Here is a 23,919-nt window from a genome sequence, read left to right on the forward strand (position 1 = left end):
GAGCTCATTACCGAAGCCTTGCGAATGGAAGTAAAAGCATTTGGAATAGAAATAACAAATGTAGCTCCAGGCGACTTTGCCACGAACATTGCTTCTGGACGTTACCACGCTCCGCTAAATCCCGATTCACCTTATCAAATTCCATACGGGAACACCTTAAAGATGATGGATGAACACGTTGACTCCGGCAGCAACCCAAATGAAATGGCTTTTGCTATTCATAAAATCATCGAAACAATTAAACCAAACGGTCATTATAAAGTTGGCAGTTTTCTGCAGCGTTTTTCGGTAGTTTTAAAACGAATCCTTCCCGACAAAATGTACGAAAAAATGTTGATGAAGCATTATGGCTTAAAGTGATTCGTGTTTGAAATTGATTTCGTAATTTTGCAACAGAATATAAACACAACAAACAGATATGAAATTTTTTATTGACACAGCCAATTTAGAGCAAATCAAAGAAGCACAAGCTTTAGGGGTTTTAGATGGAGTTACAACCAATCCTTCTTTAATGGCCAAAGAAGGCATTAGCGGAAAAAATAATGTATTAAAACATTATGTCGACATTTGTAAAGTAGTCGATGGCGATGTAAGTGCAGAAGTTATCGCGACCGATTATGACGGCATGATTAGAGAAGGCGAAGAATTAGTAGAGTTACACGAGCAAATCGTTGTAAAATTACCAATGACCAAAGAAGGAATTAAAGCTTGTAAATATTTTTCAGACCGAGGTGTTCGCACGAATATGACTTTAGTTTTTTCGGCTGGACAAGCACTTTTAGCGGCTAAAGCGGGAGCTACTTATGTTTCTCCTTTTATTGGTCGTTTAGACGATGTTTCTACTGATGGTTTAGTATTGATTGAAGAAATCCGTGAGATTTATGATAATTATGGTTACGAAACGCAAATCTTAGCCGCTTCTGTACGACATACGATGCATATTGTGAACTGTGCAAAAATTGGAGCCGATGTAATGACAGGACCATTATCGGCTATTTTAGGTTTGCTAAAACATCCCTTAACCGACATTGGTCTAGCTCAGTTTTTGGCCGATCACGCAAAAGCGAATCAATAGTCATAAGACGACAGGATACAAAAAATCCCTTTTTGGTTTTGTTCCAAAAAGGGATTTTTATATTTCAATTAAGAAATTTACTTCAAATTGTCAGCAAAATTGACTTCAAATAGATTCACAAAACCATTTATGATTTTTCTGTCTTTATCAATAATCATCGTGCGATTAAGTTTGGTAATAACCCATTTTTCTTTTAATTCCTGAAAGTTTTTTGCTTGGTATTCTTTCACTAATCCAAAATTATGTTTAGCTAAAACGCTTTTCCATTTTGCATGATCTTCATCAATATTTATAGCAATAAATTCATAATCAGGATAGTTTTTATGAAATTCGATTGCTTTTTTATGTACTGAAACTAAATGAGAATCGGCATTTTCTGTCCAAAAGAAAACAACGGCTTTCTTAGTAAAGAGACTATCGCTAGTCACTGTATTGCCCTCTGCATCTAGCAATGAAACAGGTGGCAATTCATTTCCTATTTTTAATGCTTGAATAGAGCGACCGATGGAATTGATTTCATTAATTTTAGATTTATCGGTAGACAATTCATTATAACGTTTCAAGAATGTTTTGTTGTTTTCTATATCTTGGTCTTCTAATAGATACGAAAAAGCAATATTATCAATAATATCATTTTTAATTGAAGGATTAGCAAACAAGGTATCAGCAATATTTAATTTTTGAATATACATTGGTAAAATATCGCGATCGGTATAATCAGGAGATATTTTAGTAAACGCCACGTTATTTAACATGTGTGTTAAGTACTTTACAAAAGGCGAATAATTCGTTAAGGCTTTGTTGTTAAAATCAATTTTTCGACGATGAAGATAATAATTAGCGGGTAATTTATCATTCACATTTTCACCAGTTCGCATTTTATGAGCAATCGGATAGATTTCTTTTTTGGTATAATAATGAAAATCTAACATTGCTTTTGCATACAAATCAAAATCATCATTCCATTTTAATTCCTCTTTTTTAGCTCTATAAAAGGCTGTTTTAGACTGATAGGAAGAATCACTATTTTGAATAAAATGCTCCACATCATAATCATAAACGCCAAAGAGTTTGCTTTTATCGTTTTCGTTTTTAAGATACAACTCCATTAAGAAATTGTTTTTTTCATCACCACGACCACAAAACACAACTGATTCATCAAATTCTACCGAGTTAATTCGAACCATCAAACTGTCATTTTTGTCAAAATAAACATATTGGTATTCGGGTTCGTGTTTAAAGGTATAAAGACCAGGAGCAAGCGAATCAAACTTCATGAAAAACTGATTCTTGTCATTTAAATAAAGCGTATCCAACACCACATCGTCTTTTAAGAACAAGACAAAATTACTTTTGGCATTCATCACTTCGCCACCAAAATAAGCTGTAAAATTATCATCTTTAAATTGTCTTTGACAACCGATAACTACAAATAAGGTGAGAAATAAAGAGGAGAATTGTAATTTTTTTGAATAGGCAATCATTTGGTGGTATTAATTGTAAATAACAAATATATTTTTTATAAGCCTTATTCCTTGTTAATAGACAGTTAAATTAAACCTATAATTATTATAAATTGACCACTTTTAAAAGTGCTTTATTTTCACTACTTTTGCAACGTTTTTAAAAATAGTTAATCTCATGTTGACAGTATCTAATTTATCGGTTCAATTTGGCAAACGCATTTTGTTTGATGAAGTGAATGTGACCTTTACGCAAGGCAATTGTTATGGAATTATCGGAGCCAATGGTGCCGGAAAATCCACTTTTATGAAAATCATTTCGGGCGATATGGATCCCACTGCTGGCCGTGTGATTTTAGAGCCGGGTAAACGGATGTCGGTTTTAAATCAAAACCACAACATGTTTGATGAATACTCGGTATTAGAAACAGTGATGATGGGTAATAAAGTACTCTATGACGTAAAACGCGAAATGGATGATTTATACTTGAATTATACCGATGAGAATGCCGATAGAATTGGCGAATTGCAAGTGCAATTTGAAGAAATGAACGGTTGGAATGCAGATTCAGCTGCCGCTACTTTACTCTCCAATTTAGGAATTTCAGAAGATTTACATCATTCATTAATGGCCGATGTGGATGCTAAATTAAAAGTACGGGTGCTTTTAGCCCAAGCTCTTTTTGGAAACCCAGACGTTTTGATTATGGATGAGCCTACCAACGATTTGGATTTTGAGACTATCGGATGGTTAGAGAATTTCTTAGCCAATTATGAAAATACAGTTTTGGTTGTGTCGCATGACCGTCACTTTTTAGATGCTGTTTGTACACATGTATCGGATATTGATTTTGGAAAAATTACGCATTATTCAGGAAACTATACGTTTTGGTATGAAAGTAGTCAGTTAGCTGCGAAGCAACGGGCACAACAAAACAAAAAAGCAGAAGAGAAAAAAGCTGAATTAGAAGAGTTTATTCGCCGTTTTAGTGCGAATGTCGCCAAATCGAAACAAGCGACTTCGCGTAAGAAAATGATTGAAAAATTAAATTTAGACGAGATAAAACCTTCTAGTCGACGGTATCCAGCCATTATTTTTGACCAAGAGCGTGAAGCAGGAGATCAAATTTTAAATGTGGTCGGATTAGCCGCTTCGTTAGAAGGAGAAGTGCTTTTTAAAAATGTCGATTTAAATATGGCCAAAGGCGATAAAGTGGTTGTGTTTTCAAAAGATTCACGAGCAACCACAGCTTTTTATGAAATTTTAAATGGCAATCAAAAAGCCGATGCAGGGACTTTTGACTGGGGAATTACAACTATTCAGTCGTATTTGCCAGCTGATAATCATTCTTTTTTTGAAAATGATTTAACTTTAGTGGATTGGTTACGCCAATGGGCAAAAACCGAAGAAGAACGCGATGAAGTTTATGTACGTGGCTTTTTAGGAAAGATGATTTTCTCTGGAGAAGAGGCGTTAAAAACTGGGAGGGTTTTGTCTGGTGGAGAAAAAGTGCGTTGCATGATTTCGAGAATGATGATGCTCCGTGCCAATGTCTTGATGTTAGATGAACCAACCAGTCACTTGGATTTAGAGTCGATTCAAGCCTTTAACAACTCGTTGAAAAACTTTAAAGGTTCGGTCTTATTTACAACGCATGACCACGAATTTTCACAAACGGTTGCTAACCGAATTTTAGAAATTACGCCCAATGGAGTTATTGACCGCTACATGACGTTTGATGAATATTTAGAAGACGATAAAGTCAAAGAATTACGAAATAAAATGTATGCTTAACCGCAAATTAAAAAAGGATGATGAATAATTGTCCTTTTTTTTTATTCCTAACGTATAAATTTTAAATTTGTAGTTAAATAAAAATCCTCATGAGTCAAAAAGTATTGCTCACTTCCAAAGAAGTCAATATCATTCTTCATCGTTTGGCTTGTCAATTGATTGAAAAGCACTTGGATTTTTCCGATACCATTCTCATTGGTTTGCAACCACGCGGAGCTTTTTTAGCGAATCGGTTGGTGAAATTATTAAAAGAGGAATACCAGATTGCTACTATTCAATATGGCTTGTTAGATATCACCTTTTTCCGAGATGATTTTAGAAGAGGCGAAAAACCGTTAGAAGCCAATAAAACCGAAATTGATTTTCTAGTAGAAGATAAAAAAATTATTTTTATTGATGATGTTTTATATACCGGTAGAAGTATTCGTTCTGCTTTAACCGCCATTCAGTCGTTTGGACGACCAAGTGAAATTGAACTCTTGGTTTTAATCGATCGTCGTTTTAGTCGACATTTACCCATCCAACCCGATTATCGAGGGCGACAAGTGGATGCCATCAATAATGAAAAAGTAAAAGTATGTTGGGTTGAAAATGAAGGAGAAGATGCCGTTTATTTAATTCCAACCCTAGCAACAAACCCTAAATAATCACGCAAATGGCTGAATTAACCGTAAATCATTTATTAGGAATCAAATACTTGCAACCCCAAGATATCGATTTGATTTTTGAAACGGCAGATCATTTTAAAGAAGTCATCAATCGGCCAATTAAAAAAGTGCCTTCCTTACGGGATATAACGATTGCCAATATTTTTTTTGAAAACAGTACACGAACTAAATTATCATTTGAATTAGCTCAGAAAAGGCTGTCGGCCGATGTAATTAGTTTTTCGGCAGCACAATCCTCTGTTAAAAAAGGAGAAACGTTAATTGATACCGTTAGTAATATTTTAGCCATGAAAGTCGACATGGTCGTCATGCGTCATGCTAATCCGGGAGCAGCTTATTTTTTATCACAAAATGTAAAAGCAAGTATTATCAATGCGGGTGACGGAGCTCATGAACATCCTACACAAGCTTTATTAGACAGTTATTCAATCCGCGAACGACTAGGAGAAGTTAACGGAAAAAAAGTGGTCATTGTGGGCGATATTTTGCATTCTAGAGTAGCCTTGTCTAATATTTTTGCCCTTCAAATGCAAGGAGCAGAAGTAAAAGTGTGCGGACCAAAAACCTTGATTCCGAAACATATTGAAAGCTTAGGCGTAACCGTTGAATCTAATTTACGAAAAGCCTTAGAATGGTGTGATGTGGCTAATATGTTGCGAGTTCAAAATGAACGCATGGATATTAATTATTTTCCTTCTACACGAGAATATGCACAACAATACGGCGTAGATAAAGCTTTACTAGATTCGCTTTCTAAAGAAATCGTCATCATGCATCCAGGACCAATCAACCGTGGCGTGGAAATTACCAGCGATGTGGCCGATTCTAAACAATCTGTTATTTTAGAACAAGTAGAAAATGGCGTAGCGATTCGAATGGCGGTGATTTATTTGTTGGCATCTAAGATAAAATAGAAACTAAGTAACTGATCAGCTAAGTAACTAAGTAGCTCAGGCTCTCAGGCTCTCAGACTCTCAGCAACTCAGAGCCTCATCAACACATGCATTGGATAGTTTAGCTATTTATTATTTTAATTCTCCAAATAAAAATTGTAATTTAGTCTTTCAACATTTATCATCAAGGAACTCAGAGTCTCCGCAACTCAGAGCCTAAGCAACTCAAAAAACATGAAAGTAGAAAAAAAAGGACATACCACGACACTCCGGAATACGCAAGGCGATTGTCAGGCGTTTTTAGAAAAGATTACAAACCAATATCCTACTTTTCAAAAGCAGAATCTTATTTTGGATTTATCTCAGGATAAAGCGATTTCGTTAGCAGAAATCAAATTGTTTAGTCCACTTTCTAAAGAACATAAAAAAAATAAAAAATCGTTGGTTTTGGTGATAGACAATGCCGATATTGATAAAATTCCGCACGTCATGACGGTGGTTCCAACACTTCTAGAAGCTCATGACATCATTGAAATTGAAGAAATTGAACGAGATTTGGGGTTTTAATTGGAGATGAAATTAGAGGTAAGAGGAAGCAGGAAAGAAACAGCAGGGCTTACTTTTCTATCCAATTGAAAATTGAAAAAAATTAAATCAAAGCAATAAAATTCGCTTAATCCTTGATAATCTATTAAACTTGAAACTAACAATACTTGGCTGTTATGCTGCCACACCGCGAACCATTACAAATCCGACTTCTCAAGTTTTAGAGATTAAAAATCATCTTTTCTTGATTGATTGTGGCGAAGGAACGCAAGTACAGTTGCGTAAGAGTAAGGTTAAGTTTTCTAAAATCAACCATATCTTCATTTCACATTTACATGGAGATCATTTTTTCGGATTAGTGGGTTTAATTTCAACGTTTATGTTGCTCAATCGTATTAATGATTTGCATGTATATGGTCCAAAAGGAATTAAGGAAATTATATTGATTCAACTTCGAGCGGGGAATTCCTTCACCGGATATAATTTGTATTTTCATGAATTGGAATCAAAGGAAAGTGAAATTGTGTTTGAAGATGAAAAAGTTATCGTTAAAACCATTCCGTTAAACCACCGAATTTATACGAACGGCTTTCTCTTTCAAGAAAAAAACAAGGAACGAAAATTAAACATTGAAAAAATTGAAGAGTTTGGAATTGATGTTGTTTATTATCAAAAAATAAAATACGGAAGTGGGATTACTTTAGAGAACGGTACTTTCGTTCCAAACGAATTACTCACGTTTGATTCCGAGCCAGAAAAAAGTTATGCTTTTTGTTCTGATACGATGTATGACGAGCAATTAATTCCGCATTTAGCAGGAGTTGATGTTTTATATCATGAAAGCACTTTTTTAGAAAACGATTTGAACTTAGCAGAACGAACTAAACATGCAACAGCCATTCAGGCCGCTACGATTGCTAAGAAATCGGGAGTCAAGCATTTAATCCTCGGGCATTACTCTACTCGCTATGAATCGATAGATGTGTTTAAAACCGAAGCGGAAACCGTTTTCTCACCTGTTTTATTAGCGGATGACGGAAAAGCGTTTGAGTTTTAAAAAAGTGTTTGTTTTTTAAATTAATTTTAAGGTTAAACGCTATCAAATTTCGTAAATTTACGTAAGCGATTTAAGCTATTAAATTTACTTTGGTTATGGAATTTATAGATTATTACAAAATACTTGGCCTTTCAAAAGAAGCAACTGCGGATGATATTAAAAAAGCGTATCGAAAGTTGGCACGAAAATTACATCCCGATATTAATCCTAATGACAAAGCAGCACACGTAAAGTTTCAGCAATTGAATGAAGCCAATGAAGTATTGAGCAATCCTGAAAAGAGAAAAAAATACGACAAATACGGGAAAGATTGGGAACGGGGTGAAGAATATGAAAAGTATCAGCAACAGCAGCAACAATATGGAAGTGCGGGTCAACAGCAAGCCTATTCGGGAGGAAATTATGAAGGCGAAGATTTTTCGGAATTTTTCTCTTCTATGTTTGGTAATCAAGGTGGCGGAAACCGAAGAAGTCAAGTAAAATACCGTGGTCAAGATATTCAAGGCCAAGTTCAAATTGATATAAAAGAAGCCGCTTCAACCCATAAAAAAGAGTTTTCGGTGAACGGAAAAAATATTCGAATTACGGTTCCAGCCGGGATTGAAGATCAACAAACCATTAAAATCAGTGGTTTTGGCGGTCCTGGGGTTAATAATGGGCCAAATGGTGATTTGTTTATTACCTTTTCTATACATAATAATACGCCTTTTAAACGGGTGGGCAATGATTTGTATTTTACGCAAGATTTAGATTTATATACGGCTGTTTTAGGAGGAGAGATTATGGTTTCCGATTTTAATCAAGCAAAACTGAAGTTGAAAGTCGTCCCTGGAACTCAAAATGGTACTAAGGTTCGTTTAAAAGGAAAAGGTTTTCCCGTTTATAAAAAAGAGGGTGAATTTGGCGATTTATATGTGACATATGCTATTGCCATTCCGACTCAATTATCCGATCAAGAAAAAACATTGTTTACTGAATTAGCAAAAGCTGCCAAAAAATAGAAAATATGGAAACGCAAGAATTAATCATAGTCGATGTATTTTGTCAACAATACCAAATTGAAATCAACTTAATTCAGGATTTAGAAGAGTTTGGATTAATTGAAGTGATTGTCTATCAAGAACAAAAATATTTGAACAAAAATCAATTAGCTACCCTTGAAAAAATTATTCGGCTGCACAATGATTTGCATATCAACAAAGAAGGAATTGATATCATTTTAAACTTACAAGAAAAAGAAAATCAATTATTATCCGAAATTAATTACCTAAAAAAACGTTTGGGATTGTATGAATAGGAGTGAAGCGGATAGTTCTAACAATTCTCATCAGTATTAGGTTTCTTTTCTACATGCGTTAGCATATATTTATTGGCTAGTTCCTTTAGTGAATTATAGTATTCCTCTAGATTTTTCAAGTTTACGGCTTCTTTGTCTGAATTATTGTCTCGCATTTCAAGAATGAAAGTAGAGAGTTCCGGAAACTCTTGTTGAATCATAGTTGTCAACGTTATGATTTGCTGTTCAAGTTCTTCTATCTTTGTTTTCATGTTTATAGTTTTTAAAAAAGGATTTCGGATTCTCAAATGAAAAATTAAGGTCATATTGCCTTGTACGACTACTTATTTTCTGTATTTATAGAAAGACAAATACAATACCTCGGATCTATAAGCCAATTAAAAGTTTGTTTTATGATTTTTGTATTGAGATTTTTTTATTTTTAAATCATTGAAAAACTGCTTATTGCTTCAGCCAAGTTAGTGAAAAAATTGCTAAAAGAAAAGTGGAAATGATTTTAAATTTTATACGATTTAAAGTGTATTTTGTTTTTGAGTTATTACATAGTACAAGACTACGACTTTAATTTTAATCCAAATTAGTAAATTAGAGTATAAAAAAAAGTTAGTTTTAAAGATAATAACAATTGTTGTTTTTATCTTTGTAAATTACAAGGAAACTCTATTTTTCTGTTATTTTGATGGATTTATTTGTAAAAACTCTTTTTCGGAATTAAAAACTACTCCTAATTTTTCTATATTTTGGAACGAAAAAAAATAATAAACCAACATTATTTAAAACTTTTAATTGCTTCACTTTTCATTGGTTTATTTAGTAGCCTTTTGGCTTTTTCGTTAAAACATCTCACTGAATTTTTTGAACATAAAATTTTCTCATCGGTATCTAATTTTCAGTCATTATTTTTAATTTTAATGCCTACGGTAGGAATTACAGCTATTTATTTTTTACGAAAATATGCATTTCAAAATCGAAAAAATAAAGGAATAACAGAGATTTATAAAACGTTAGACCAAAGAAAAGATCATTTACCCTTGTACAAAATAACGTCTCATTATCTAAATGGATTTTTGACTGTAATTTTTGGTGGTTCTACCGGGATAGAGGTTTCTACTGTTGTGGCTACAGCAGCGGTTGGTAATGCAGCCTACGAAAAAGAATTCTCAGCCAAAATGTATAAGCGAGAGCTCATTTGTGCTGGAGTTACGGCCGGAGTAGCCATTCTCTTTACGAGTCCCTTAGCCGGTTGGCTTTTTGCAATGGAAGTAATTGCCCGAAAATTTTCTAAAGCACTTTTTATTAGTTGTTCTGCGGCAGCTTTAGTTGCTTGGTTATTTATTTACTTCTTTAATGAGCAACCTTTGTTGCCCTTTGAAGTAACGACTTGGAGCACGCATGCCATTCCGTTTTTTATTTTATTGAGTCTTTTAGGAGGTTTACTTTCGGTCTATTTTACACTTTTAGTGACTAGATTGAAAGTGCTTTTTTCAAAAATAACTAATAATTTTTTGCGTGTCAATATTGGAGCAATATTAGTTGGTTTAATGCTATTCTATTTTCCAAGTCTTTACGGAGATAGCTATCATGGTCTTAAAGAAATACTAGAAGAAGCAGTGAGTTTTCAAAATATTTCCATTTTATTATTAGTCGCTCTTTTATTCTTAAAACCTTTAGCGGCTTCGCTAACATTAGGAGCTGGAGGCGATGGCGGTGTTTTTGCCCCAAGTATTGTGGCGGGAGCTTTTTTAGGATTATTCTTTGCAACTGTTTGTAATACATATTTTGACACAAAATTAATTCTGCTCAATTTTGCTTTGGTGGGTGCTGCGGCAACTTTGTCAGCTTCGCTTTATGCTCCTTTTACGTCTTTAATATTAATTTGTGGTCTTTTGCCGAATGGGACTGCATTATTCTTTCCGATAATAATGAGCTGTTTTATCGCTCAGTTTTTCTCTAAAAAAATACTGCCTTATAATGTGTATACCTATGATTTTTATCTGAGTTCAAAAGCCGTAAAACAAAAAGCGTAGCAAGATTTAAAGTTTTTTTATAGAGTAAATTATTTCCGATTAATATAATTTGCTTTTTCATTTGTTAGACTTTTTGCTATTTTATTCATTTTATTTTTTCTTCTTTTTTTTAAAAGTTGGTATCTAAAGTCGTCAAAAAATAAGCTGAGGAGTAATATTAAAGCTCCAAAAATTAAAGTGTTTAGTTTCCAGTCAAGAGTTGAGTATAAAAATCCACCGACAATTCCGCCAATAAAAAAGAAAGCAATAATAAAAATCCGAAGTTTGATGTTTGCTTTTAAAATATCTCTGTGTGGATGTAACTTAGGAAACATCAGATGAGAAACATCAATTCCTAAATCGGTAAAAAGTCCCGTTAAATGAGTTGTTCGCACCACAGCATTTGAAATTTTTGTCACAAATGAGTTTTGTAGACCCATCGCAAAAAGTAGTAAACAAATGATTAGATCAGGTGATTTGATTACTATAAAATTACTAAATAGCCCAATGGTTATTAATATCAAACATTCGATGATGGTGGGAAGTACAAAAACGTTGAGTTTTTTATTTTCTCTATATTTTTCAATCAGAAAACTAGATGAAAAAGAACCAAAGAAATAGGAGAAAATATATAGAAAATAAATTGTGCCTTTCCAAAATTCAAAATTTGCAACATCATTAATGAATAAGGCAAAATGACCGGTCACATTGGTCGTTAATTGTTTAAAAGATAAAAATCCGGTAACATTGACAATTCCAGCTACAAAAGATAGAATCGTTGCAATACGCAAATTGTGTTGTAACGTTCTGCTTTTACCTTGATGTCTAAACATGCTTTTTCATTTTAGTGGCTTTGAGTTGTTCTAAAATAGGTTGTGTTTTATTAGAAAATTAAAGTCTCAAATTTACTAAATAGAAATTGGAATAGGTGTCCATAAGCTATTATAGTTGCAGTTCATGATGGGTTTTAGTTTATAAACGTACTATTTTCTTAAATTTTTGTAAGAGCAGTCCCTTTATGAGCCGCTATATGATTGGTTTTATTGCTTTTTATTTCATACTGGGGTTCATCTTCTGTGGCATGATGCGTGTAACCTTTATAATCGAAATTCTTTGTGTGAATTTTAATAATAGTTCCTGAAACAATTCCCGCTTCAGAATTCCAACTTACGTTGTCGCCAACTTTAAATTTTGTTTTCATTTGTCTGTTTTTTTTATTCTAATTCAGTATATGTTACTTCACCATTCACTATTCTGGCTGGCGAGGTATAAGGATGCTCCTGAACTTTTTCAATGGCCATAATATGTAAAACGGTCCATCCTTTTGCTTTGAGATAATCCGAAACCATCGACCGATGACAACGCCACCATACCGCTTCAGAACACATAAAAGCTGTTGTTTGCTCTAACGCAAGTTGTTCTAATTCGACAATTCCTTTTTGAAAGGATTCTGTTTCCATATAATCGGCATAACCTCGAAAGGAATCATTATTCCAACGGGTGTTTTTGGAGTCTTTTTTTACTTTCCTTCTTCCGCCTAAATCGGGTAAATGAAAATATTGAATTCCAATTTCTTCCAAAGATATTTTTAAAGCTTCTTTGTTGAATTGTGGAAACTTTCGCGAACTAGGAAAACTGCGAATATCAGCTAAAGTTTTAATGTCAAAAGAATTCAGCATTTGCACAAATTCCTCCAAACTATGGGTCGAATGCCCGATGGTGTAAATGAGGTTTGTGGCAGCGTTTTTCATTTTAAGGAATTCAAGGTTAGTATATATTTATCGATAAAGAACTGGTTTTCTTTTGATTTATATTGCTGAATATACCTGGGATGTTCAAGTACAGTTAGCCGATCAAATAGTTGAGCTTCTTTATTTAATTTATTAATAAAGGTCGCGTTTTTCTTTCCTAATATAAAAACCTCCGAAGTGTCTAATCCCAAATTAATAGTTTGTTTTAAGCAAGTCATCATAAAATCTTTGACTATTTCAAATAGAAAAGGGTCATCATAATAATTTGCATTTATCCAATTTCGTTCTTTAGTCTGACGGATAATCGCCAAGGGAAAAGGGGAATTAATATAAAATTTATTATAAAAATTTGTAACGCCACCAAATTCAGTAATCATATCATACATAAACACAGAAGAAACTTCATGTGTGTGTGCGGATTTCATTTTGATGCCACAGTTGCTTTCTAGTCGTTTAGTGTCTGTAAAAGGAACACCTGTAACACCAGCACCGTGGCGACTTGGGTTGATGCCAATAATAAACTTTCGAGTGTTTGAATCGGCATAAAATTGGTTGTAAAATTGTTTCATGACGACCATTGTTTCCGGATTATCCAGATACGGATTGAGCACTTGAAAACCTTCCGGAAGTTGTCCCGAGTAGCTTAAATGACGATTGAAATCAATCACTTTTTCTCCAAAGGTTGTTGACATCAGAATTTTATTTATTTTCCAGATTTTGCTTTCAGCTTTTTGTTTTCAAGGAAAAGAGCAAGTTGTCTTTTCAAACCTGTTTTTTACTGACAATCATTCTTGCTTCGCTATTTTGGAAGGAAATCCTAAAAAATAAAAAACAGTAAAATATGTAATTAATTCAAAGTTAAGGATTTTAGAAAACAATCTATAGATTCAACTTAAATTAGTTCGCTTTCGCGGAGCATTTATTACTTTTTAGGATAACCAAAAAGGGTCTGTTAGATTATCTACAAATTTTTCTTCGGTATGAATTTTTTTGATTTGTTGAAGTTGAGCTTCTGTTGCTATCAATTGAATTTCATTAAAAACGATTCGTTCTTCAAATCGGATATGGCTTTCCAATTCTTCTTCTATTAACGTTAGATTTTTGATGATTTCTGTTTCAGATTCAAATAAACGTTTCAATCTTCGATGTTCAGACAACGCTTTTTTAATAAGTTCGTGGTCATTGCCTAAAAGAGTGAAAATGTGTATTTCTTCTAGCTCAAAATGAGGTAATAGTTGGCTTGTATAAAACCAATCTGTATATTTTTTAATTCGTTCAGGCTCAACCTGTTTTTTGATTCCTGTTCTGATTTTCCAACAGAGCAGTAAGCCGTGATGGTGTTCACGACTTATAGCTTTGAGGGATTCATTTCTTTTAATTGGCATTAGCTAAATTGTTTTTCTAATTCAATGGCTCTTGGGAACAAGATATTGTTTTCTAAATGAATATGCAAATGTAAATCTTGTTCAAACTCTTTTAATAAAGCAAAAGTAACGCGGTAAGTATTACAAGCATCTTCTGGCGGAGTGTAGTTATTGCTTAATTCTTCAATTTTTCTAAACCGTTCTCCTTCTGTGGTATGCTCATCCATCATGGCTTGAATTGGATATTGAATCGATTCAAAATTTGGCATTTGCAAGGTGCCTCCTTCTTGTTTTGCTTTAGCCATTTTTCTGATAAACGGAAAAACCATCAGCTCTTCTTTTTTCATGTGCATGGCTAATTCACCCGCAGTAGCATTAAAATGGGTGTTAATTTCATGTAATTCAGGATGATGTTCTCCGTGAACACGACAAATTTTATCCAAATAGGGTTTAATTTCTAAGGTTTTTTCTTCAACGTAGCGATGGTGTTTTTTTTCAATATAATCGGCTAACAAATCAATAGGCCAGTTTTGAAAGTCGATTGAACCATCTGATTTTGATTGTAAAAGTGCATTCAAATCTGAAACCACTAGATTTTCATCAATTTTTTTTGCTTCACATGCATCATTGATAGTTCTGTTTCCTTGACAGCAAAAGTCAATTCCATATTTTTTAAATACGGAAGCCGTACGGTAGTCTTTTGCTACCAATTCTCCGATAATTTGGTCTTCTAAAATAGTCATTTGATTTTTATTTATAGTTGTTAAATAATTTAATTCCAAAAATAGTTAAGCAAGCAATTTTTATAATTTCCATCCCAACATAATAAAAATGAAGGTTGGATGGAGAAACCGTTTGCTGTTGAATGTATAAGGTTGCTCTAGTATCTAAAGCGGGTAATGCCCATATTGTTTGAAGTAAAAGCATTAAAATGGGGATGAAAAAAAGTGTATTTTTAAAAGTGACTACTGGTGTTTTTGAAAAAACAAGGTTTCCCATAATCATAATTACTAAAAACCATTCTACTTTGTTAAGGGCAAAAAAAACCAATCGTCCAATTCCTAAACCAATTGGAATGGTCACTCCTGGAGCCTGAAACTTTAACCAAGCTTCCATAAAGCTGATAGCACTTACAAATCCTATCCAAAGGAAAGTGCTACTAATTGCGATTTGGTATTTTGTTGTGCTCATATCAATGGCGTAGCAGCATTATTTTTATAATATTCTATTTTTGAATGAAACATTTCTGCCATTCGTTGTCCTTGCCACTTGGCTCGTTCGGCTTTTTCACCTTCAAATAAATCATCGACAGTTTTATTGAATAACGTTAACCATCTTTCAAAATGTTCTAAATTAACCGGTAATTTAGCATGAGGAAGAAACGGACTTCCGTGGTAGGTATGTTCTTCTAATAAAACTGTTTGCCAAAAACGATACATTTTTTCAAGATGTTCTGGCCAACGATCTCCGATTTTATTGTTGAATAGGTCGGCCAATAATTCGTCTTCTCGTACTTTGTTGTAAAAAGTATCTACTAAAAGTTTAATGTCTATGATGTTGATAATTTCGTTTCTCATTAAGGCTATTTTTTATATACTAAAATTGGTAACAATGTAAAACGCGGCCCAACTAAAAAAGACGATGAGTATAATCCATAACCAACTAGGTACACTTTGTGGTGTGTCGCTTTCATCTAAGATGAATTTTATTTTTTGAATACCTTCTTTGACTGTTGACGTATTGTTTTCCAAATTGAAAGTGTGCTCTCTATCTTTCAGTTCTTGGCAATCCAAATCTAATTGCATAGAAACAGTGAACTCTTCGTTTGGCTGTAATTCCTCATCGATAAATAGTGATAGGTTGCTTTTATCCGCTTTCATCGTATTTAATTCTTTAAGTTGGCTTGTTTAGGATTGGTACTTTTTATTTTGAATCTCTCCAATAATTATTTGCTTTTGCAATAGTCTGAAACTCGATAGCGACAACTTGTGCCGAACTTATTAATTGAGCGGTATCATTTGCATAATCAGGACGCATTTGTTTGCGTTTCTCTGGATCAGTTTGAATTGCTCCAATGGTTTTTCGAGACATCAAAATTGCTAATGCTCTTCCTTCTTGTGGAGTTTTAGTAATTAGGCTTTCGAGCCATAGTTCTGAATTTGCCATACTTTTATTTTTTATAGGTTTATCAATGAAATCTTTTGTTTTTTATCGTCTCAAAAAGGTTAATCCTTTTTCAACGTCTTCGGCTAATGATTTAATAGTGGTTGTTTCAAGCATTTTTTTAAGCTCTGCTCTAATCAGTTTAAATTGATTGTGAACAGGGCAGGGTTCTTTTTCATTGCATTTACTTAATCCTAAACCACAACCCACATAAATATCATCTCCGTCTATTGCTTGTACAATGGTGCTTAAATTTAATTTGTCCAATTCATAATTATCCATCGAAAAGCCACCCGTTGGCCCTTTACCAGAAAGGATGATTTTATGGCGAGAAAGCAATTGAAGAATTTTTGAAGTATAGGCCGCAGGTGATTCAATAGCATCTGCCACTTCTTTAAGGCTAACTTTTCTGTCTAATTGCGATTGTTCTGCAATATAAATGGATGCTCTAATTCCGTATTCACAAGCTTTTGAAAACATATTCGGTTTTTATCTGTCACAAAGTTACGTGTTTTTATAGTAATGGACAATAGTGTCCACTATTATTTTTTTAAAAGTTTTACTAATGTTTTAACCAACAGAAAAGGATAGGTACAAAAAAAACGCTCTTCAACAGAGCGTTTTTGGCAAATCAGATTGATAAATAATTATAAATCAACTTTTTATTAAAATTTTAAACGTAGCAGATTTCCCTTCGTTGTTGGTCACCGTGGCGAGAAATATTCCTGGAACTGCAACTATATTGATTTCTAAAATTTGTTTATTCTCAAAGTTCGCCACCGTAATTTCCTGACCAAGAAGATTGGTGAGGGTAACTTTTGATTTTGAATATGATTCTCCTAAATTAATAGAGAAATTTCCCTTTGTAGGATTTGGATATAAGCTAACATTTAAGGCAAAAGTATTTTTTGTCACACCCAAAATAGCGGGTGTTGTTTTAAAAACCCAAAAATCATCAAGGCCTTTATTGTTTTCAGATTTATCTCCTGAAATATTGCTATCGGACGAACAAAACAAGGTGAAATTACCATCTGCATTTTCGATTACATAAGTGCCGCTTTCATCTGCAGAACCACCAATTGAATTTTGTGAAATGATATTTCCGTTTGTATCAAGTTTTACGAGCCAAAAATCATAACCACCTTGACTAATGACTGTTTTGTCACCAGAAATATTGCTGTTACTCCAACCAGCAATCATAAAGTTTCCATCGGCTAGTTGTTTTACATCACGTGGATAATCAACGCCACTGCCACCAATTGTTTTTTGCCATACTATGTTTCCTGTCGAGTTAAGTTTTAGTATCCAATAATCAAAATCACCTCGAGAGTTTTCGGTTTTATCTCCAGATACATTTGAGGTTGAATAGCCACCCAATAAAAAGCCACCATCAGTCGTTTGAACAACATCACGAAGAATGTCGGCACCACTACCACCAATGGTTTTATCCCATAGAACCGTACCATTAGCTCCCAATTTTACTATCCAATAATCATTTCCACCACGCGAATTTTCAGTTTTATCTCCTCCGCTATTGGAGGTTGATTGGCCACACATTAGAAAACCACCGTCTGCCGTTTGAAAAGAGACAGCCGCCGCTCTGTCTACCAATGCTCCTCCAATACTATTTTGCCAAACGATGTTGCCGGTAGTGTCTAATTTTAAGGCCCAAAAATCCCGTTGTCCATTTGACGGATCGGTTTTATCGCCTGAAATGTTACTATCACTATAGCCACCAGCAAAATAGCCGCCATCAGTAGTTTGAACAACAAAAACTTCAAAGTCGGGTTGATTACCGCCATAGGTTTTTTGCCAAGTAATGCTACCGGTACTATTTAATTTAATTATCCAATAATCAAGTCCACCACGAGAATTTTCAGTTTTATCTCCCGAAATGTTTGAGTCAGAACTCGCTCCTAAAATATATCCACCCTCAGTGGTTTGTTTGATTGAAAGCAAAAAATCTTCTCCGCTTCCGCCAATGGTATTTTGCCATTGAATGTTACCGGTGGCGTTAATTTTTACAATCCAAATATCTGTACCGCCATTACTGTTTTCAGTTTTATCTCCTGAAGTATTAGACGAGGAATAACCGCCCATAATGTAGCCGCCATCTGAAGTTGGTTCAAATGCAACCGAATAATCACCGGCGTTGCCACCAATGGTTTTTTGCCAAAGAATTGCTGGGTTTTGGGCAAAAGTTGCCGTCAAACTGATTAGAAATGCACAATGAAAGAGTAATTTTTTCATAATAACGAGTTGTTTTAAGGTTCTTATAAACACATCGAAATTGGTATGAAAATGTCATCATAAATTTTTCTCACTCGTTTTGAAAGTTAAAAATAAGATTTTTTCTTAACTTTAATTAGGATTAAAATTAGTATATTCAATCGTTGATTTAAGATTAGTTATTCGCTTTTTTGCACTTTATTAGATAAAATGGATAGACATCATTCACCTCTATAATTTCAAATAGTCCTGCTTCGCCAAATTCTTCTAGTATGGATTGCCTTTCATAAAAGAACATTTTTAAGCCACCAACTAGTTGATATCTATCTTTGTCAATGCAAGAGCCTTGACCATAAATCGGTGCTTTTTTTGTAACAGTTGTAAAAACCATAAATCCGTTTTCTGTGAGTTGATTATAACAGTCTCGGATTAGTTTTTCTCTTTCTTTTTTGTCTAATAAATGAATTAAAGCGTAACAATATATTCCGTCATACAATATATTGTCAAAGGGCATTTCGGTAACTGAACCGTGATAAATTAGTAACTCGCTTCCAAATCTTTTTTGGGCTAAATCAATGGCGGTTTTGGAAATTTCAATTCCGGTAACGGTCATGCCATTATCTAGAAATGGTTGGGCATTTCGTCCGTAACCTAAACCAGGAATAAGTACATTTTTTACATTTTGTTCAGCAAAGAAATCATTTGCCAATAGTGTAGACTTTGCGGGTTCAAACCCCCACATTTCCTGCTTGACTTTAAATGCTTCTTCCCAAAATTCTGTCATTGTAGTTGATTTTAAATGGTTGAGGTCTGCTTTAAAATAATTCTTACGTAAATTTGATTAGGGTAACGTACGAAAGTTAGCAAATTTAAAACGAATAGAACTCCCATTACTTTCGGAAATGAAGATTTTAGTAAATTTAGGATATAATCAGGTTTTATTGAGGAGAGGTTTTGTTTTTTATTTTTCACTTTCCGCAAAAGCAATGATATGTCCGTCCAAATCAGAAATATACCCCACTTTATCTCCCCAATCCCGATTTTTTAATTCGCTGATTTCTTTCCCACCTAAAAGAACTCCTCTTTTTAGATATTCCGCAGCATTTTTGATTTTTAAATATAATTCACATCTCGGTATTCCATTACCAAGTTTAGGGTGTGGAGCTTTGTCTGTCACTATTTTTGCGATACCATCTTCAGGCATTAAACCTAACTTTACACCATCAGTCAATTCAAATTCAGTCATTCCTGGAACATTTAAACTGGGAATAATTTCAAGAAGCTGTTGGTAATAATAGGAACTTTTTTCTTGATTGGCAACATAGAGTATAAACTCAATTTCTTTCATGTTTTAGGTATTGAATTTATTTTAAAGAAAAATTTATGATAATGAAGCATATTATCAGTCTTAAAAAAAACCTTCTTTTATTTATGTATATAAGCGTTGGAATTTTTCGGCTAGAACCTCAGTAAATAAAATCTGGTTTGGAGCCGTCTCACAACTAGAGACGGCTTCTTTAATTAGTTATACGCAATTAGATTGCTAATGCTCCAGCTTCCGCAACTGCGTGGTCATTTTCAACCGAACTTCCACTTACTCCAATAGCTCCAATGATTTCTCCTTGAGTATTCTTAATAGGAATTCCACCTGGAAAAGTGATAAGTCCATTATTTGAATGTTCAATATTAAATAAAGATTGTCCAGGTTGAGATAATTCACCTATAATTCCAGTATTCATATCAAAAAAACGAGCTGTTTTTGCTTTTTTAATAGAGATGTCAAGCGAACCTAACCATGCTCCATCCATACGACCAAATGCAACTAAATTTGCACCTGCATCTACCACTGCAATGTTCATTTTTGTATCAATTGAAGTCGCTTTTTGTTTTGCTGTTGCGATTGCTTTTTCAGCTTGTGCTAATGTAATATTCATAATTTTATCTTTTAGAGATTATTTAATAATACAAATATACGATGGGAGTTTACGAATTTAGTTACTAAAACAGTTCAATGACTTATGAAAAAAGGTCAAATTTAAAAATGAAATTGCACTAAGTTATTAAGATGATATTTCGCTTGGATTTATCCCGAATTTATTTTTAAAAGCGATACTAAAATTTGAGAGATTGTTATATCCAAAGTCTAAATAGATAGCTGAGGCTCTTAAATTATCTTGTTCTAAAGTTTCCTTTGCTTTTTGTAATCGTTTATCTTGAAGCCATTTTCCGGGTGTTACGTTGTATTCTTTAATAAAATGCCGTTTAAAAGTAGACAAACTCATGTTGCATAGAAATGCTATTTCCTCTAGTTTTAAATTTGAATGTATTTTGCTTTCAACAATTTTTTTAAAGGGTGAAGTTTCTTTAACTATTAAAGAATGGAGATAGATTTCAAATTTTCTTTCATATTTCTGAAGAAGATATAACATCAATTCTTCAAATTTCACAGAAAGTAAATTATTCATAAAAACCGTTGGTGCTTCACTAATTGTTGATAATGAATTCAAATAGGAGGTAATGTATGAATCATTTTGAATAATGAAATAGGGTATTTCATCTTTAACGATTTGTTTGTTGTTCGTGTGTTTGTCTAAAAATTCTTTGAGTTTTGTTTCAGAAAAGAAGAAGAGTTTACAGTAATAAATAGCTTCTGTATCTAATAATTCGGTCCAAAGCCAGTTTCCTTTTTTTAGTAGTAACGATTGGTCTTTATTTACGGCAACTGATGTTCCAGCAAAGTGAACTTGCTTTTTCCCAACCTGTAAGAAGCTAAACATATTCATGCCTAAATTGACTTTGCTTTTTACTACATCATTGGTCATTTTGAAATCATAGACGAATAATTCCGGACTCTTATTTTTGTCATGAATGTAGATTTCAGGTATGTTTTCTATTGCCATTTAGTTGTTTTATTGCTCGTTAGCTACGTTTCGTGTATTCTGGGTTGCACGATACAGCCCGAAAGTTAACTAATAAAAATCAAATAGAAAATCGGCTAGTACTTTTGTTAGTAGTCTAGAACTAAACAATTAATTATTTATGCTTTCGTTTATGTTTTTTATTTTGTGGTTTTTTTAAAGATGACTAATGAGTCTATGAAAAAACTTTTTATTTCAATAAAAAAAAAATAATTGAATTTAAAATGAACTTGAATTTTTTAAACAAGGAATATATCATTGAAAACCATATAAGGTAGAACTCATTTTCTATCTAAAATCAAATTATTTTGCCTTTTTTTACTATTTCTTTTAAAAATAAGGTGCGTAGTGAAGCCTATAAATTCTTCAATTACATCTATATTATTTGTAAATTAGCACCACTTATCAACTCGCATAAAAAATTAAATATTTATCATGGAAGACTTGAGTGATTACAGAAAATCGTATGAAAAAAGTGAACTTCTTGAAACGACCATTCCAGAAGACCCAATTAATTTATTTCACCGCTGGTTTTATGAAACAGAAGCCCAAAATAATGTAGAAGAAGTAAATGCAATGACCGTTTCTACTTTAGGATTGGATGGCTTTCCTAAAGCTCGTGTGGTTTTGCTGAAAAAATTTAACGAAGAAGGTTTTATTTTTTATACCAATTATGAATCAGAAAAGGGTAGGGCTATAGCGGCTCATCCACAAGTTTGTCTTTCTTTTTTTTGGCATTCTATGGAACGTCAAGTAATCATCAAAGGAATTGCCGAAAAAACAACAGCAAGTATTTCTGATGGCTATTTTGATTCCAGACCTACCGGAAGCAAATTAGGAGCTATCGTATCCAACCAAAGTTCAATTATTGCGTCACGTTTGGTTTTAGAAGAAAAATTGACGTCGCTAGAACACAGTTTTGAAGGAAAAGAAATTCCTCGTCCCGATTTTTGGGGTGGTTATTTAGTACGTCCTGTTGCCGTAGAATTTTGGCAAGGACGCCCAAACCGATTGCATGATCGTATTCGATATGTACTGCAAGAAGATTATTTCTGGAAAATTGAAAGATTATCTCCTTAAAATGTAGGAATATACATTCTTATTTAAAAATTTTATGCATTTCATCGATTTTATTTTGCACTTCACCGACATAGTAGTAATATTGACCAAGAAATAAAAACAACGTTCTTAAGTCAAAGCACCAAGATATTTGCCCCACATCTACCTTATCGCTTAAAAAATTAGAATAACCTAAAAGGAGTTGCCCCACATCTACTTTTAAAACTTAACCCTACTACTATGAAAGCAAAAATGTTAAGAGCATTGTTGCCAATCGCAATTGTGTTCACTATGGTATCCTGTTCTACTTCTGAAACTGATGAAGCACCAGCACCTATCGTTCAAAATTTTTCATACTCTACTGTAGAATTAGATTTGATGGATCAAATCAATACCTACCGAGTGAGTGTTGGGTTAAATGCTTTACAATCAATCAACCACATTTCTTATAAATCGGCTGAGCACAACGACTACATGATTGATAATGATGTAGTAGGTCATCAGCAATTTGAGCAACGAGCAAATAACATCAAACAAGTTTTGGGAGCTGTGAAAGTAAGCGAAAATGTAGCTTATAACTTTCAATCTAACGAAGGTGTTTTAAACGCTTGGTTGTTGAGTGATGGTCATAAAGAAAATTTAGAAGGCGATTATACGCATTTCGGAATATCAATTAAAACAAATCCTGTAAATGGAAAAAAATACTACACCAACATTTTTATGAAAAGGTAATTTTGCCCCGAATTTACCTTAACCTAAAGAAACCGCTCCTTATCGAGTGGTTTTTTTTATGGTTAATAAATAGAGGTCAGCCAATTGATTTTCTGAGTCTTGGTCTTCACAAAGTAAAAAACGAAGAGCTGTATTAGACTCATCAAAAAGTGTAATTCCTTCAAATTTTTGCGTTGCAGAAATTGGGTGCGTAAACAAAATTTTAAAATCAGCAAGCCGCATCACTCCAACTAAACTTCCCATCACTTCGCCATCAGCAAACGTCGAATTCGAATCTTCGGCCGCCGCCAAAAAATAGATGGTTTCATTTACTAAAACAGCATCCGTAAAAGTGGTTGAAATATGATTTAACGGTGGTAATGGAATAGGAATATAGTCAATTTTAGAAGGATTTTCTAAATTTCCCGTCAAGCGGATGATGCCGTTTTGAGCAGCAATTCCGTTTCCGCGTTGAAAAAATAGCCATTCTTTTTCTAAAGGAATTACGCCTTCAATATTCATATTTTCTATATCGATTCCAGTTTGAGAACTGATTTTTTCAAACAAAAGAGTCAAATCTAATAACTTGGTTTCTTGTGATTCAAGATGATACGTAAAAGCTGTTTTGCGTTTTGCGGTGGAACCCGAACCAAAAGCATAAAGTGTTTGGTCTACTTTACAAATGGCTTCTAAATCGTGTTTTATCTTTTTTGGAATGTTTTCGGCACTTTGGTCTTGTAATTTAATTTTTGTCAGTTCTTTTTCTGTCAAAGAATAGTGATAGAGATAATTACTGCTATCGGAAATTAGATAAAGTTGGTCTTGATGAAAGAGCAAACCAGACGAAGCTCCAAGGCCAACTAATTGAAAAAGTAATTCTAATTGAATTTGTTGCATACTTTTTTGTAATTTGTGTAAAATTAA

At 33.6% G+C, this 23,919-nt stretch carries 30 protein-coding genes and 1 pseudogene; 12 read left to right on the forward strand and 19 right to left on the reverse strand.

Features of this window, described 5'->3' with window-relative positions; all coding sequences use genetic code 11:
* Together PHR76_RS06655 and fsa are read left to right on the forward strand one after the other, a co-directional pair.
* A pseudogene (locus tag PHR76_RS06655) lies at positions 1 to 360 on the forward strand (short-chain dehydrogenase/reductase); the annotation flags it as partial.
* A 58-nt stretch (positions 361 to 418) separates the two neighbouring features.
* On the forward strand, positions 419 to 1,075 hold the full coding sequence (gene fsa, locus PHR76_RS06660; protein WP_300059937.1) for a fructose-6-phosphate aldolase: 657 nt from the start codon (positions 419 to 421) through the stop codon (positions 1,073 to 1,075).
* A gap of 77 nt (positions 1,076 to 1,152) precedes the next feature.
* Here the strand turns inward: fsa and PHR76_RS06665 are convergent, their stop codons facing one another.
* The gene (locus tag PHR76_RS06665; protein WP_300059940.1) at positions 1,153 to 2,559 is read right to left on the reverse strand and encodes a thioredoxin-like domain-containing protein; all 1,407 of its coding nucleotides are present in this window, start codon (positions 2,557 to 2,559) and stop codon (positions 1,153 to 1,155) included.
* A gap of 157 nt (positions 2,560 to 2,716) precedes the next feature.
* Between PHR76_RS06665 and PHR76_RS06670 the strand changes: the two genes are divergently transcribed.
* The 7 genes from PHR76_RS06670 to PHR76_RS06700 all read left to right on the forward strand — a co-directional run bounded on the left by PHR76_RS06670 (position 2,717) and on the right by PHR76_RS06700 (position 8,794).
* Positions 2,717 to 4,333 (forward strand): ATP-binding cassette domain-containing protein, encoded by a 1,617-nt coding sequence (locus tag PHR76_RS06670; protein ID WP_300059943.1) that lies wholly within the window; start codon positions 2,717 to 2,719, stop codon positions 4,331 to 4,333.
* A gap of 89 nt (positions 4,334 to 4,422) precedes the next feature.
* Positions 4,423 to 4,980, forward strand: coding sequence for a bifunctional pyr operon transcriptional regulator/uracil phosphoribosyltransferase PyrR (gene pyrR, locus PHR76_RS06675; protein WP_300059946.1), 558 nt, complete (start codon positions 4,423 to 4,425; stop codon positions 4,978 to 4,980).
* Between the two features lie 8 nt (positions 4,981 to 4,988).
* Positions 4,989 to 5,915, forward strand: a complete 927-nt coding sequence (locus tag PHR76_RS06680) for an aspartate carbamoyltransferase catalytic subunit (RefSeq protein WP_300059949.1) — start codon at positions 4,989 to 4,991, stop codon at positions 5,913 to 5,915.
* Positions 5,916 to 6,128: 213 nt separating this feature from the next.
* The gene (locus PHR76_RS06685; protein WP_300059953.1) at positions 6,129 to 6,461 is read left to right on the forward strand and encodes a ribonuclease Z; all 333 of its coding nucleotides are present in this window, start codon (positions 6,129 to 6,131) and stop codon (positions 6,459 to 6,461) included.
* Positions 6,462 to 6,591: 130 nt separating this feature from the next.
* Positions 6,592 to 7,497: a ribonuclease Z gene (locus PHR76_RS06690; protein ID WP_300059956.1), complete on the forward strand. Its 906-nt coding sequence runs from the start codon at positions 6,592 to 6,594 to the stop codon at positions 7,495 to 7,497.
* Between the two features lie 95 nt (positions 7,498 to 7,592).
* On the forward strand, positions 7,593 to 8,498 hold the full coding sequence (locus PHR76_RS06695; protein WP_300059959.1) for a J domain-containing protein: 906 nt from the start codon (positions 7,593 to 7,595) through the stop codon (positions 8,496 to 8,498).
* A 5-nt stretch (positions 8,499 to 8,503) separates the two neighbouring features.
* Positions 8,504 to 8,794, forward strand: coding sequence for a chaperone modulator CbpM (locus tag PHR76_RS06700; RefSeq protein WP_300059962.1), 291 nt, complete (start codon positions 8,504 to 8,506; stop codon positions 8,792 to 8,794).
* Between the two features lie 17 nt (positions 8,795 to 8,811).
* Here PHR76_RS06700 and PHR76_RS06705 read toward each other — a convergent pair whose 3' ends face one another.
* Positions 8,812 to 9,045 (reverse strand): hypothetical protein, encoded by a 234-nt coding sequence (locus tag PHR76_RS06705; RefSeq protein ID WP_300059965.1) that lies wholly within the window; start codon positions 9,043 to 9,045, stop codon positions 8,812 to 8,814.
* Between the two features lie 489 nt (positions 9,046 to 9,534).
* Here PHR76_RS06705 and PHR76_RS06710 point away from each other — a divergent pair, with 489 nt between their 5' ends.
* Positions 9,535 to 10,821, forward strand: a complete 1,287-nt coding sequence (locus PHR76_RS06710; protein ID WP_300059968.1) for a chloride channel protein — start codon at positions 9,535 to 9,537, stop codon at positions 10,819 to 10,821.
* A gap of 29 nt (positions 10,822 to 10,850) precedes the next feature.
* On the opposite strand, the gene PHR76_RS06715 is transcribed toward PHR76_RS06710, so the two are convergent.
* The 16 genes from PHR76_RS06715 to PHR76_RS06790 all read right to left on the reverse strand — a co-directional run bounded on the left by PHR76_RS06715 (position 10,851) and on the right by PHR76_RS06790 (position 21,207).
* A complete protein-coding gene (locus PHR76_RS06715) occupies positions 10,851 to 11,633 on the reverse strand; it encodes a YoaK family protein (protein ID WP_300059971.1) in 783 nt (260 codons plus the stop codon).
* A gap of 158 nt (positions 11,634 to 11,791) precedes the next feature.
* The gene (locus PHR76_RS06720) at positions 11,792 to 12,001 is read right to left on the reverse strand and encodes a DUF2945 domain-containing protein (protein WP_300059974.1); all 210 of its coding nucleotides are present in this window, start codon (positions 11,999 to 12,001) and stop codon (positions 11,792 to 11,794) included.
* Between the two features lie 13 nt (positions 12,002 to 12,014).
* Complete coding sequence (locus PHR76_RS06725) at positions 12,015 to 12,551, reverse strand: DUF488 domain-containing protein (RefSeq protein WP_300059976.1); 537 nt, start codon at positions 12,549 to 12,551, stop codon at positions 12,015 to 12,017.
* The gene (locus PHR76_RS06730; RefSeq protein ID WP_300059979.1) at positions 12,548 to 13,243 is read right to left on the reverse strand and encodes an SMUG2 DNA glycosylase family protein; all 696 of its coding nucleotides are present in this window, start codon (positions 13,241 to 13,243) and stop codon (positions 12,548 to 12,550) included. Before PHR76_RS06730 ends, PHR76_RS06725 begins: the two co-directional genes overlap by 4 nt.
* 237 nt (positions 13,244 to 13,480) lie before the next feature.
* Entirely contained in the window at positions 13,481 to 13,936 is a 456-nt protein-coding gene (locus PHR76_RS06735; protein ID WP_300059981.1) for a hemerythrin domain-containing protein, read from the reverse strand.
* Positions 13,936 to 14,658, reverse strand: coding sequence for an iron-sulfur cluster repair di-iron protein (gene ric, locus PHR76_RS06740; RefSeq protein WP_300059984.1), 723 nt, complete (start codon positions 14,656 to 14,658; stop codon positions 13,936 to 13,938). The genes PHR76_RS06735 and ric overlap by 1 nt, the downstream gene beginning before the upstream one ends.
* Positions 14,659 to 14,665: 7 nt before the next feature.
* Positions 14,666 to 15,106: a hypothetical protein gene (locus tag PHR76_RS06745; protein WP_300059986.1), complete on the reverse strand. Its 441-nt coding sequence runs from the start codon at positions 15,104 to 15,106 to the stop codon at positions 14,666 to 14,668.
* Positions 15,103 to 15,492, reverse strand: coding sequence for a group III truncated hemoglobin (locus PHR76_RS06750; protein WP_300059989.1), 390 nt, complete (start codon positions 15,490 to 15,492; stop codon positions 15,103 to 15,105). The genes PHR76_RS06745 and PHR76_RS06750 overlap by 4 nt, the downstream gene beginning before the upstream one ends.
* Before the next feature lie 12 nt (positions 15,493 to 15,504).
* The gene (locus PHR76_RS06755; protein ID WP_300059992.1) at positions 15,505 to 15,795 is read right to left on the reverse strand and encodes a hypothetical protein; all 291 of its coding nucleotides are present in this window, start codon (positions 15,793 to 15,795) and stop codon (positions 15,505 to 15,507) included.
* Between the two features lie 43 nt (positions 15,796 to 15,838).
* Positions 15,839 to 16,081 carry a hexameric tyrosine-coordinated heme protein gene (locus PHR76_RS06760; RefSeq protein WP_300059995.1) on the reverse strand — a complete coding sequence of 81 codons (243 nt, stop codon included), beginning with the start codon at positions 16,079 to 16,081 and terminating at the stop codon, positions 15,839 to 15,841.
* A 42-nt stretch (positions 16,082 to 16,123) separates the two neighbouring features.
* Complete coding sequence (locus tag PHR76_RS06765; RefSeq protein ID WP_300059998.1) at positions 16,124 to 16,558, reverse strand: Rrf2 family transcriptional regulator; 435 nt, start codon at positions 16,556 to 16,558, stop codon at positions 16,124 to 16,126.
* 174 nt (positions 16,559 to 16,732) lie between these two features.
* Entirely contained in the window at positions 16,733 to 18,328 is a 1,596-nt protein-coding gene (locus PHR76_RS06770) for a T9SS type A sorting domain-containing protein (protein ID WP_300060001.1), read from the reverse strand.
* 154 nt (positions 18,329 to 18,482) lie between these two features.
* On the reverse strand, positions 18,483 to 19,091 hold the full coding sequence (locus PHR76_RS06775) for a class I SAM-dependent methyltransferase (RefSeq protein WP_300060004.1): 609 nt from the start codon (positions 19,089 to 19,091) through the stop codon (positions 18,483 to 18,485).
* Between the two features lie 177 nt (positions 19,092 to 19,268).
* Positions 19,269 to 19,655 carry a lactoylglutathione lyase gene (locus PHR76_RS06780; protein WP_300060007.1) on the reverse strand — a complete coding sequence of 129 codons (387 nt, stop codon included), beginning with the start codon at positions 19,653 to 19,655 and terminating at the stop codon, positions 19,269 to 19,271.
* 187 nt (positions 19,656 to 19,842) lie between these two features.
* Positions 19,843 to 20,241, reverse strand: coding sequence for a heme-binding protein (locus tag PHR76_RS06785; RefSeq protein WP_300060010.1), 399 nt, complete (start codon positions 20,239 to 20,241; stop codon positions 19,843 to 19,845).
* A 126-nt stretch (positions 20,242 to 20,367) separates the two neighbouring features.
* Complete coding sequence (locus tag PHR76_RS06790) at positions 20,368 to 21,207, reverse strand: AraC family transcriptional regulator (RefSeq protein WP_300060013.1); 840 nt, start codon at positions 21,205 to 21,207, stop codon at positions 20,368 to 20,370.
* Between the two features lie 453 nt (positions 21,208 to 21,660).
* Between PHR76_RS06790 and pdxH the strand changes: the two genes are divergently transcribed.
* Both pdxH and PHR76_RS06800 read left to right on the forward strand, forming a co-directional pair.
* A complete protein-coding gene (pdxH, locus tag PHR76_RS06795) occupies positions 21,661 to 22,305 on the forward strand; it encodes a pyridoxamine 5'-phosphate oxidase (protein WP_300060016.1) in 645 nt (214 codons plus the stop codon).
* A 219-nt stretch (positions 22,306 to 22,524) separates the two neighbouring features.
* Positions 22,525 to 23,016 carry a CAP domain-containing protein gene (locus PHR76_RS06800; protein ID WP_300060019.1) on the forward strand — a complete coding sequence of 164 codons (492 nt, stop codon included), beginning with the start codon at positions 22,525 to 22,527 and terminating at the stop codon, positions 23,014 to 23,016.
* A gap of 39 nt (positions 23,017 to 23,055) precedes the next feature.
* On the opposite strand, the gene PHR76_RS06805 is transcribed toward PHR76_RS06800, so the two are convergent.
* On the reverse strand, positions 23,056 to 23,892 hold the full coding sequence (locus tag PHR76_RS06805; protein ID WP_300060022.1) for a hypothetical protein: 837 nt from the start codon (positions 23,890 to 23,892) through the stop codon (positions 23,056 to 23,058).
* Positions 23,893 to 23,919: the final 27 nt, after the last annotated feature.

The organism is Flavobacterium sp., from assembly GCF_028689845.1.
Classification (GTDB): domain Bacteria; phylum Bacteroidota; class Bacteroidia; order Flavobacteriales; family Flavobacteriaceae; genus Flavobacterium.